The organism is Bacillus cereus group sp. Bc031 (assembly GCF_027716265.1).
Lineage (GTDB): Bacteria > Bacillota > Bacilli > Bacillales > Bacillaceae_G > Bacillus_A > Bacillus_A paranthracis.
In genome coordinates, this window is sequence record NZ_JAQFUL010000116.1 from 1 (window position 1) to 11910 (window position 11910).

Sequence of the window (11910 nt, forward strand, 5' to 3'; positions counted from 1 at the left end):
TCACCCTTTCTAGCTAGCTTTTTAGAAAGAATAACGTTTTTTGTCACTTGGGGGTAGTGAAAATTCTTAAGTTGATGAGCATGTACACATACCCCTATTATTATAGTATTGATTTCCGTTATATACATTAGTATAATAATAACGTCAGAGCACGCTCTGATTAGTCAGCGTTATATTGGGGTATAACAGACGACATTCATTTTTAAAATCATAAAATCGGATTCACTTATATGAAAGATAAAAGCCCTCCTAATTAAAGGAGGGCTTTTATCTTTTCTTTTAAATTACAACGAACAATCGGACTCATAGAATCATATCAATCAATTCAAACCTTCAAAGACGGTATAGTAAATATTACGCCTTAAAAATAAAAATCTTATATTATTTGAAGTGTAAACCTAGAAAAAGAGCCACAATCCCCAATGCCTGAGATTATGGCTCTTTCAAGATGCAAGAAGAAGACACAAAAAAAAGATCAGTGACAAGGTATTTATACATAGAAGAGACTTGTCACTGTTACGTTCTCTTTAAAATTATAGCATAAAAGAATTTTGATGAGGAATAGAAAACTGCAAATTATTCGCGAGATTTATAGTGAATAATTTACAAAAAACCAATTCTCGTATAGTGGAATTGGTTTTTTGTAATAACATAGCCTAAAGGAGACTTGTCTCTTTTATTTAGTATAACCTAAATTGAAAGAAAATTCAAAACGAAAATCATTTAATAAAATATAGCATATGTTACCCAGGTTGAGTCATATAAATTATAGTTAACAGCTTATTAGAAAAAACATCTAAAATTAAGAAGGCCCTGACTAGGGGAGCAGGACCTTCTTAAAGGGAATGTTATATAGTTGACCAACAATGTTAGTCATAGGGTTACCTTTAGATTACCATAATTGGAATTTATATTCCATTGATAAAGGTTGATAAATAAAAAAACTCACCTTTCATTTTTCATTTACATATTTATCAATATTCTGTAAATTGTATTTAAAATCTATTCGTTCTAACGGGAACAACCATGTTTTATGAAAATTAATTAGATGTAGAATAACATTTGAATAGAAATACGTATAGTAAATGCACTTTTTTATAATAGGCGATGGAGTTCGCCATAAACGCTATATAGCTAATGACTCCTACTGATAAACGAGGCTTTTTCATGTTTATCAGTAGGAGTCATTTTTTGTATATCTCACATAATTACATGAATAAGGAGTGAATATTTTAATGGAATTACGAAACATAATCTAAAAACTCATTTTGAAAAGGGCCTGTTGCGAGGGTAGGCCCTTTTAGAAAAAAATTAATAGTAAAGTTTACGTTGAGGTTACTTATATAATACTAAATACAATTCATTAGTTCTATATGTTAGACGTTGAAAAAATATAAGTACTAAAAGAGCACCCATACACAAGTGCCCTTTTTAGGGAGGGTTATATGAGTGGAAAAGCTTTCACATACTTATTATATGTTTATACTTCTATTTGGTGACAAGCTAATGGAAAGGAAAAATGGGGGACTGTACCATCTGTTTAAAGAGTGGGGTTCACATACGCGGGAAAATCCTTGCAACAGATAAATTTACGGTTCTTATGATGGCTCAGGGTAAGCAACAACGGATTTACAAAACAGCGATTCCCACAATTAGTAGGGAAACCTTTTTCTTTTATCGAGGACGAGAGACAAAAGAAAAAAAAGAAGATTGAAATCAATCTTCTTTAGAAAAGGAATAGATGACAGAATACTACTCAGCTCGTAATCAATTATAATGAAGTATATAATGATATTCAATCCATTTAGAATTTTCTCAATATTAATTATTTCATTACCAAATTATAATATAAGTAATTCTTTTTATTATTATATGTTTGTTCTTTCCTGTTGCAGCATCCTTGTTATAGGGATGCTCTTTTTTGTATAACAAATCCAAGATAAAAAAGATAAGACCTGAGAGGATCTTATCTTTTTCATAAGGAGAAAAAGTCAAAGACTTTCTTAAGATTTATAATATTATATTTCTTTCTTAACTTCTATATAAAACCCATATTTACCATCTGTTTCTATATTGAGAAACAAATAAATTATAAAATATGTTATAAATCATTCGAAAATCCAATGCTGTAACAGGAGCTAGGAAAAATAAAATTAAGTGTTCTTTATTTTATATACTTGCCAACCAGTATGAAGAATCAAAATAGGGAGAAACTATTGATACTTAACGATAATTTAGGGGGACACAAAATGGATCATAACACAAAAGTAAAACTTGGAGATTACGTTCAATTTTCATATCGTAAAAATCCTAATTTACAATTAACAGGATTTGTAGTCAATGTTCTGCAAAATACAATTGTTGTAGATATTACAGAAATGATGGATATTGAAGTAGATGATGTTAGGCAAGTTGTAAAACATGGTTATTATAATAAAGTAGTTCCTACGCAGATTAAAAATAATGCTTCATAAAAAGTTCTCCTAAAGTTATTTAGGAGAACTTTTTATGATAGATATAATTTTCACTATAGTTTTATGATTCAAGTGTCTGGTTATCTTTAATCAAATATTATATGGAAAATGGTGTTTCTTCGTTTCAAAAGAGAAGGGGCTAAGAATTAAGAAAAGGTGCATTACTAAAGAAATACATTAGTCTACAATCTTTTTATAGTTATGTTCGCTTAAGGACCTTAATTATTAATGTGAAAATAACATATTAGTATAAAAATTTGGAGTAATGCAACAACAAGACTAATGTAAAAAGACATGAAAGTAGGAACAAATCTTGTAGTGCAAAATGCTGAATTATTAACTGATACAGTTCATTTAGTACCCATTTTCTTGTCCTCATATTAAGACAAGAAAATGGGTACTTTTTAAATCAAGACACCAAAGTGGATACTTTTTGAAAAAATAGGAAACTAAATTTGAAACAATTTTAACTAGTAACTAGCATAAAATAGAGAGCATAGATTTCTTTTTTATTTAACAGTAAAACCTAATTAACTATGAAATTCAACTGAAATTTAATTCTACATAAGTAACAAAAGACATTCATGAAGGATCTATTTTTTCTTAAAAGTATCAATTTTCATAGTCTTGTACAGTTATTCATTTTTATTATTATAAATATAGTTATCTAAATAGAATTCCTATTTGTGTTTCATAAAAAACATTACCACTTCCTTATTACATTATATAAGGTTATTATAATAACTGGAGTATTAATATTTACTAAGTTAATTATTGTAGGGAGAGAACTTAATAGTATGGACATTTTGATAACAATTTTAATGTTTGCTTCAATCAGTTTATTAGTATACTCACTAATACAGAAAATAAGAAAAAAACCAGCTATCATATGGCTGAAAATTGCTGGTATATCATTCGGTCTTGCTTTAATCGTATCTGGATTTTCTGTTGGAGTAAGAGGTGGATTTGCTGCAATAACGTTTATTATTGGAGCATGCGCTACAGTAAAACTAATTTTACAATTTGTAAAAAAACAATCCGGGAAATTAAAAACTTTCATTGTGGTTCTTATTGCATTTACCACATATACAATACTAGATAACGTAATTCCATATAGTACAAGTGTTGAAAGGAGTGATGGAAATGTTACAAGTCAAAAGAAACCTGCTGTAGATGTGGGGAAAGTAAATGCAAAAGAAGAATCTAGAGAACCTACTCACAAACAGTATAGTACAGAAGAAATTAAATCAATGTTTGCTATCGGGATGAGTATAAAGGAATTTGAAGAAAAAAAAGAAGGCAGTAAGATAAAAGTTCGAAACTATAACAATTACAATCCAGCCGACTTGTACTCATTTGATACTAAAGATGGACAAATTGTAGTAGTGGTATTAAATGCAAAAGAAGTTACTAAAATAGAAACATTAACTGACGAACCTTCTTTAGGAAATTTCATTAAAGAAGAAGAAAATAGAATGAACGAAGAAAAAAGAATTGCTAAAGAAGAAGCTAATAAGAAACTAAAAGAATCATACGAAAATAGTAAACAAAAATTAGAAGGATCTGGTGATTCTGTCACAAATAAAGTCAATCTAAAGTCAGGCTTGGCATTTTTTGATTTTAATAATACAGGTTCAAGAAACTTTATTGTACATTTAAAAAATGCTAGTGGCAATGACGCTGGATTGTTAGTAAATACCATTGGTAGCTATAAAGGAAAAGTATCAACTACAATTCCGGCTAGCGGAGAATATTATTTAGAAGTGAAATCGAGTGGTAATTGGAATGCAGCAATAACGCAAGAAACACCACTTGTATCAGAATCGGTTCCAGGGACAATTAACGGGTATGGTGATGATGTAGTATCCATTAATATCCCAAGCGGAAATCATATTGTTAAGTTAAATCATACGGGTTCAAGAAACTTTATTATTAAAGTGAACGATCAGAATTTATTAGTGAATAAAATTGGTTCTTATGAAGGTTCTTCTTCTCACGTTTTCAAAGATTCAGGGATGTATAGTTTTGGAGTAAAAGCAGATGGAGATTGGAGCATTACAATAGAATAGAACTATAAGGGTAGCAACAAATATAGTTATAGCTTTAAAATAAAGTTTAAATTAAAAACCTTTGTTAAATTTAATGAAATATTGATTTAAGAAGGTTCTTTGGAATCTTAGATTAAACCCTTGTATAAAAACTAATTTTATATGTCTAACACGAGAATCCATTTTGATTAATCTTTTTTCAAAATGGATTCTTTTTCTTTATCGTAAAACATGTTTTTATGCAGTAGGAAATGAAACTGGATACTAATTAATAACGTAAAATATCGAATTACCAATAAAGATGATTCGTTTAATACTTATTTTCTTGTCTAAAAACAATAATAAAAACAGAAGTAGCCACTTTCTTGTCTAAAGAGTATCTATTCTCATGTCTTTGTACATTTGTACAATGGGGGGGAGGGGGTAACTCGCATCTTCTGATGTGTTCGTTAAATTCCGATTTAACGAACATAAATATCAAATGTAGAAAGAATAATACGAACTAACCGATTTATATAGAAAATAACAATTTCATCTCATGTAAATTCGTTATGTTATCTAACTGTAACTATCAAAATTTTCAAATATGTTCATTAACTTCCTGCCATCAGAACTACCTAAACTTGTACAGGTATCCTCGGAATCGGATGCTTTGTATGCACCGTTTCTATTTGTTATATTATTGTTTCTTATTGTAATTCGTGAAAGATACCATTTTGAGCAAAAAAATTATATAGAATGAGATAAATAGATGATCTTACTGTGTAACTTAATTTCTGATTGATATATGCAATTAAACCAATCCGAAGAGGAGCTACAGCGCTCATTCCTCTTTGTGTTGTCCATTTATTTCAATTTTATTCCTTTTTCTAGCTTAGCTGAAAACTGAGTATGTACATTTAGCTACTGGTTCAAGAGAGAAAAGAATTTTAATAGGAAAGTTATTGAACAAAAAAATCCATTGTGATTTTTCTTATTATTTTGATGTTCTCTAATAATTATTTATTCTTGTTTAAGCCTACAATTGTATTAATCTACACAAAATCTATCATTATTTATTATATCTATCTTTTGCAAGCAATAATATTGTAATTCCTAATCCTAATATAGTCATTCCTCTTCCAGAAGTGTCATTCATAAATTTTACTGATTGATCTGGACATAATAAAATCAGTAATAAAATTACTACTAAAAATAAATATATGACCACTTTTATTAACTTTTCACTCTCCATTTTATATACTGATGTCATTTGTTTAATACCAATAAATATAGGCATTATAGTTGCTATCAATAATGATTGTTGTAAACTAATATATTTTGCTGCAAGATGTCCGAGTGTAAATGCTACAATAAAAATAAAATAACCTATAGATTTTTTTATTTTTTTACTTTTTATCAATTTATGCCACCCAGAATCAATAATAATTACAAATGGTACGCATGTGAAAGAGTATGCAATTGCTACGGTATTTGCTAATTCTTCTGAAATTAAGGGCTTTTCACGTACTACATTTATACCACCAATACATAAATCAACCAATCCAACAAACATAAAATAATAAGCTAGAATTGCATAAATAACAGTATTTGGATTATTTAAAATATCTTTAAATGAAACCTTACTCACAATTACACTCCTTTTTCCAAGTAATATATATAGATATTATCATGTTAATTAAAAATAGCATACTTCTTCGCAATATAAAACATTCTATATCCAGAAAAAAATATATCCTAACAATAGATTTTTAAAAAATGAATACTCCACATGATTATGTATTTTTTATATAATGAAATTTTAAAGTAAATAGACCAATGGCCTATAATAAAGGATAAAAGTTCAGCAATAAAAAATTGCTGAACTTTTATCCTTTATCCTTTCCTATTCTTCCTAAACTATCTTTAATAGTTGTTTCCCCAAGTTGAGTGTATAGCAAAGCAGTATCTTGACTGGTATGTCCAAGTTGCTGCATCACTTGTAATGAATCTTTTTCTTCCATATATAATTTATTTGCCAATGTGTGTCTTAATTTATGGGGAGACATTTTTTTCCCATAGGCCTTAGTATATTTTTCTACTATATCTTGGATAGCCCTAACCGAAAGAGGTTGTGCAGTATGTTTATACTTCGATAAAAACACATTTTTTAATTCTTTCCCTGGAGCGTATTTGCTATCTCTAATTTCCATATACTTTTCTAGATCGTTCAATGCGATTGGGGTAATCCACACTGAATCTTCTTTGTTTCCTTTTCGTATCACATCAATTAGCCTTTCCTTTAAGTTTATATCCTCCATACGAAGATCGGCCAATTCACTTACACGAATACCACTACCAAGAAAAAGGGAAAGGATTGCTACATCTCGATCTTTATCTCTCAAGAAATAGAACAACTGATGTTTGGTTAAAGATTTTTCATGCTCATACTTAACGTAATTTAAAAACTCTTGATCGTCATCATTATGAAATATTTTAGATCTCATGCGTTTTGCACGGGCATTTAATGTTTCTTTATCTTTATGTATTTCGATCTTAGCCATTACATTTCTATAAAAATAGCATTCTCCATCTTCATTTTCTGATAGGGAGGTAAGGTACTTAAATAAAGATTTTAAGGCCGAAATTTTTCTGTTAACAGAGGAATTTTGCATGTTTTGTTGCAGTTTTAGAAACCTCATGAAGTTCTCAACATCTTTTTTCTTTAAATTCTCTAAATCAGAGAAGGATATGTCTTTAATAGGCTTTAATTCAATAATTTGTTCGGATAATAGCCAATTAAAGAAGACTCTAAAATCATATACATAATTAAGTAGAGTGGAGGGAGAGGCATCGTGCAATTCTTTGTACTCCACAAATTCTTCTATATAAAAAGGCATTGCATTTAGATTTTCGTATAATTTTTTACGATGTACGGATTTTTGACGTTGCTTGCTGTAGTCCATAAAAATCACCTCATATATAATATAACAGAAAAGATACACGAACACAAGTTCGCGTAAAATTCAATTTTTACACAAACTTATTTACATAATAATATTATGGTGATCCTATTAATGGACTAATAATTCAAAAATCCCACCAAGTCTTTTGTCTTTGAAGTGTGCTCAACAAATAGAATCTGACATAATTATATTATAAATGTTAAAATACGAAAGATACATAATAAGAAATGAGGAGATAATATGGGGAAAAAGTGGGTTTTCTTACTATTAGTTTTCTTAATCGCATTCACTGGATGCAACTCAACTGATAGTGAAAAAGCAAGTGAAAATGATGATAAAACAACCGAAAGCAAAGAAGTGGTTAAGGAAAATAATACACCCGCAAAAGAACCGATTGCACCAGTTGCTGATATGAGAACACAGTATCTTAAAGATATGAACAGAGAATTAAAGCGTTTGTACGATGCTTTAAAGAGCATACAAGCCCAATTAGATGCACACAGGCAAGATAATCAGAACTCCAAAACACAAGCCTGGAAAAATGAAATGCTTAAAGGTTATAGTGCAGTGGAAAGTGCAAATACAAATATTAAAACATATCCAAATGATAAAATACCTAGTGATTTAAAAGAAAATCATCAAAAGCTTGTAGAAGGTTTGGGCCTACTAGTAAAAAGTAAAGAATTTTTACTACGCGGTCTCCCAGATAACAACGAAGAAGTTATCTCTACTGGAAATATGTTTGTAAAACTAGGAACAAATTTAGTAGATCCTGCAACAAATTTCATTTTGGATCAAGAATAATGTTGGAAATAAGCATATCTATTGGAATGTAGATGTGCTTATTTTTTTGAAATCTATGTTTAATGACTTTAAATGGGTATAGCTCATGTTGACCTATACATCCTTGTATATGTGGTTTTAGAATATTCTTTTCAAGGTTTTATATTATTTTGCCTTATTGTTCGTAAAATTGGTATTTCGTGCGAAGTTATAAGTGTTTGTTTTTCCCCCTTTTATAAAAGTATCATATACCTTATCATCAGTATAAATATCTTTTAGTTTCTCATATACATTTAGCTATACAGATTTATATTAATTAAATGGTTGCTTATAGGACATAGCCAGTGTATAACATTTTAATGCAAAACAGTTAACTTTAACTCCTTAAGACTAAATAGATGGTGTATTGTACAAAATTTAATTGTTGTGATGTCGAAATAGAGTATTTCCTTTAATTCTTTTTATTGTACTTGGTTTAGTGGAATTTCTTTTTAACTTTTAACAAAGAAAAAACATCCAATTTGGATACTTAATGTACACTAATATTAATATTGAATAGCTTTATTGATAGACTTTCTAGAACAAAAAATATACTAGCTGAAACCGATCTATATCCAGTATTCTTTCCTGTAACATTAATAGTAATCTCCGCTAAATGGATTTGCACATCATCTCTTTTAAAAAGTTTATCTTCAACCTTTTCAACTATTGCTACATTATCCACTTCTTTAAAAGTTTTCAGCAATTTTGTTTCTAGCAAAGTAATATCAAAATTTTCATCTTTAACCACATCAAATTTAATCTTCATTTTTATTTCCTCATTTTTAAATAGTTAATATATTAATACCAATATAATTATATATATTTATATAAAAAACCTCAAAAGTTTTGCTTTATTAAAATCCACTATTGCTTAAATTTGTTTTTATCTTTACATTAGGTACGTGAAATTTTATTATCTCATTATTGAATAAGAGAAACTTGAATAGCTAGTATTCCCCTAATCTACTCTACATGGTCCCATTATCCGTTAAGTCTTTAATAATTTATGTGTTTTATCTATTTGATTAGGTCTGTTTTTCAAGCGACATATCAGAGATATTTTATATCTATTTCTTATGTGTGTTAGCCAATTCGTTTGCAAACTTGTTAGCGCATTTTTTATATTTCTTCTATTTTTCTCTTATCGAAATTTAATTAGCTTACAGTAATACAGTGGTCATATATTTTTAAGAATAACGGAAGAATATATAGAAATTGCTACAGAAATGTGAAGTTTAATTAATTTAGGAGGAACAAACTTGTTTAATCAGCTTGTAAAAGTTATACCGAATTTATTTACGATTGGAAATTTATTGTGCGGTGTTTTCTCAATCACCTTGAATATGAGTGAATATTTAGGAGTAGCTTCCATTTTCATTTTCTTTTCAGCTGTTTTAGATTTTCTTGATGGAAAAATTGCTAGAAAATTAAAAGTGAACAGTGAGTTTGGCGTAGAATTGGATTCCTTAGCTGATATTGTTAGTTTCGGCGTCGCTCCTGCGCTTTTATTCCATACGATAGCAGCGCCTTCTATTTTAACTTCTTTGGCATTTATCCTTTTCCCAACAATGGGTGCTTTGAGATTAGCTAAATTTAGTGTTAAACCAACTATTGGATATTTTAAGGGATTACCTATTCCAGCTGCAGGATTATCATTGGCTGGGATGGGATTGTTGTCATATAGCAATGCATGGATTACATTAATCCTTGCTCTCTTAATGGTAAGTCCCATCAGGTTTAAAAAATTCTAATTGAGGTCGCGCCCAACGCCATTAAGGGAGTATTTCAAATAGATTTAACGCGTCAATAAGTATAAAAAACAGGACAATAATATTAAATCCGGTGCCATTCGTAAAAATTCAAACATTTTATTATAGCTATTAGGTTAATCCATCGATATGTTGTTCTGAAACGTCAATACACTTTTAACAGGAGCTCCCTTTATCAAGAGAGCTCCTATTCTTATTTCTTCTTCTTTTCTGTCGGTTGGCTTTGTTTAGCAAAATTAGATGAATCATCAAAATTCGGTTGCTTTTTACCAGCATTATTACTTCTACCTTTTCCCATATGTAATGCACCTCCCCTCACCCTTACTATCCCCAATAAAAAAATTCTCTTGCATCCAAGAGAATTTTTGATTGGGTTCTTATTGATAATACCTAAGTACTTGCAACACTGCCATTCCATAAAAGATGGATCCAATGTTAAATTCTTTAATGCTGAAACAAATATTATATTTTCTTATTTAACTGGATAATCAATTAATAATCCTAATGTATTTCCTGAATCTGCAATAATTATGATTTCCTTGTCTAACATGTCATCTATAACTTCTTTTAATTATTCTTACTCATGTTCCTTTTTATACACTCTTTTTCTGTTTTCGCACCACTTTTGGAATGTATGCACAGAAAGGCTCACTGTCCATGTAATCTCCTGTTATTGCATATACCTTAGAACGAGATCCTCCACAAACATATCAAAATTCACATACACCGCACTTTCCTTTATATTTGTCCGGATTACGGGGGTCTTGAAACACAGAAGAATTCTGATAAATTTCAGCTATCGGTGTTGTTTTAATATCATAAGAAATCATTTTGCTAAGTCGATATAGCCAATGAAATACTTTTTCATGTTGGGCTGGTGAAATCATATCTTTTTCCTTATCACGCCCTATTGGAACTAAGAAAAATACACTCCAGAGTACACAATCTAATTCTTCTATTAACTTTGCCATATCTTCAAGTACATCCACATTATAATTAGAAAAAACAGTATTAATTTAAATTGGAATTTTTAATTCATGCAAATAACGAATCCCATTCATTGTTAATTTAAATGAACCTTCTGTCCCTCTAAAATGGTCATGTATTTCGGCTGTTGGTCCATCTAAACTAAATGCCCATCTAGCAAGTCCTACTTCTTTTGCTTTTTGAATTGTTTCTTTTGTAATGTTTGGAGTAGCACTTGGCGTCATGGATACTCGAATACCTTTTTTCACTGCATATTCTGCAATATCATATACATCTGGACGCATTAATGGATCTCCGCCCGTAAATACAAGCATTGGATTGTCCATTTCATATATATCTTTCCTTCTTCAAATGTTAGCTCTAGAAGATGACGATGATATTGTGCTTCTGCATGACAATGCAGACATTTTAATTGACATGCTCTTGTTCACTCCCATATCACACACAATAAACGGATCTTTATTGAAATCAAGATTAATCACAATTAACCCTCCCATCAATTGATATTCTAATTGTAAAGTTATATATGTATTTATGTTGTGAGATGCATCACAAATAAAGACTTCATTATAAATATCTCTTATTATCCACCTCCTCCTTGTATGAACTACATAGTTGAAGCCTCCATAGTAGTACTATTGTCATTTACACTTTAATAGCATGGAACAAATCAATACTTCTGTGTAGAAGTAAAAAACATGTTAATTCCACAATCTTTTTCTAACACATAATTTAACCTATTCCATTGCCAAGCAGTTAGCTTTTAATAGCTTCACTTTTATTCCTTGTCAACAACGATTCAAATTTCCCCAATTTCAACGAAATGAAATTCCCCATTATGAACGGCTAAATCGTTGTTTGG

7 protein-coding genes, 2 pseudogenes and 1 riboswitch are annotated in these 11910 nt (G+C 29.7%); of the genes and pseudogenes, 5 read left to right on the forward strand and 4 right to left on the reverse strand.

Going from position 1 to position 11910, the window contains the following annotated elements:
* The first annotated feature begins 1094 nt into the window (after positions 1-1094).
* Positions 1095-1154, forward strand: a riboswitch (Fluoride riboswitch).
* 365 nt (positions 1155-1519) lie between these two features.
* The 3 genes and pseudogenes from PDQ33_RS26375 to PDQ33_RS26385 form a co-directional block, all read left to right on the forward strand.
* A pseudogene (locus tag PDQ33_RS26375) lies at positions 1520-1654 on the forward strand (RNA chaperone Hfq); the annotation flags it as partial.
* 595 nt (positions 1655-2249) lie between these two features.
* Positions 2250-2474, forward strand: a complete 225-nt coding sequence (locus PDQ33_RS26380) for a DUF2187 family protein (RefSeq protein WP_000349980.1) — start codon at positions 2250-2252, stop codon at positions 2472-2474.
* A gap of 797 nt (positions 2475-3271) precedes the next feature.
* Positions 3272-4543: a tripartite tricarboxylate transporter TctB family protein gene (locus PDQ33_RS26385; protein WP_200730813.1), complete on the forward strand. Its 1272-nt coding sequence runs from the start codon at positions 3272-3274 to the stop codon at positions 4541-4543.
* Positions 4544-5573: 1030 nt separating this feature from the next.
* Here PDQ33_RS26385 and PDQ33_RS26390 read toward each other — a convergent pair.
* On the reverse strand, positions 5574-6152 hold the full coding sequence (locus tag PDQ33_RS26390; protein ID WP_076856762.1) for a hypothetical protein: 579 nt from the start codon (positions 6150-6152) through the stop codon (positions 5574-5576).
* Between the two features lie 238 nt (positions 6153-6390).
* A complete protein-coding gene (gene xerS, locus PDQ33_RS26395; protein WP_200730812.1) occupies positions 6391-7467 on the reverse strand; it encodes a tyrosine recombinase XerS in 1077 nt (358 codons plus the stop codon).
* Between the two features lie 240 nt (positions 7468-7707).
* Between xerS and PDQ33_RS26400 the strand changes: the two genes are divergently transcribed.
* The gene (locus PDQ33_RS26400) at positions 7708-8271 is read left to right on the forward strand and encodes a hypothetical protein (RefSeq protein ID WP_076856764.1); all 564 of its coding nucleotides are present in this window, start codon (positions 7708-7710) and stop codon (positions 8269-8271) included.
* A 508-nt stretch (positions 8272-8779) separates the two neighbouring features.
* Here PDQ33_RS26400 and PDQ33_RS26405 read toward each other — a convergent pair.
* On the reverse strand, positions 8780-9058 hold the full coding sequence (locus tag PDQ33_RS26405) for a hypothetical protein (protein ID WP_076856765.1): 279 nt from the start codon (positions 9056-9058) through the stop codon (positions 8780-8782).
* Positions 9059-9551: 493 nt separating this feature from the next.
* On the opposite strand from PDQ33_RS26405, the gene pssA reads away from it, so the two are divergent.
* Entirely contained in the window at positions 9552-10043 is a 492-nt protein-coding gene (pssA, locus tag PDQ33_RS26410) for a CDP-diacylglycerol--serine O-phosphatidyltransferase (RefSeq protein WP_076856766.1), read from the forward strand.
* Between the two features lie 595 nt (positions 10044-10638).
* Here pssA and PDQ33_RS26415 read toward each other — a convergent pair.
* Positions 10639-11545 (reverse strand): annotated as a pseudogene (locus PDQ33_RS26415) (radical SAM protein).
* Between the last annotated feature and the right edge of the window lie 365 nt (positions 11546-11910).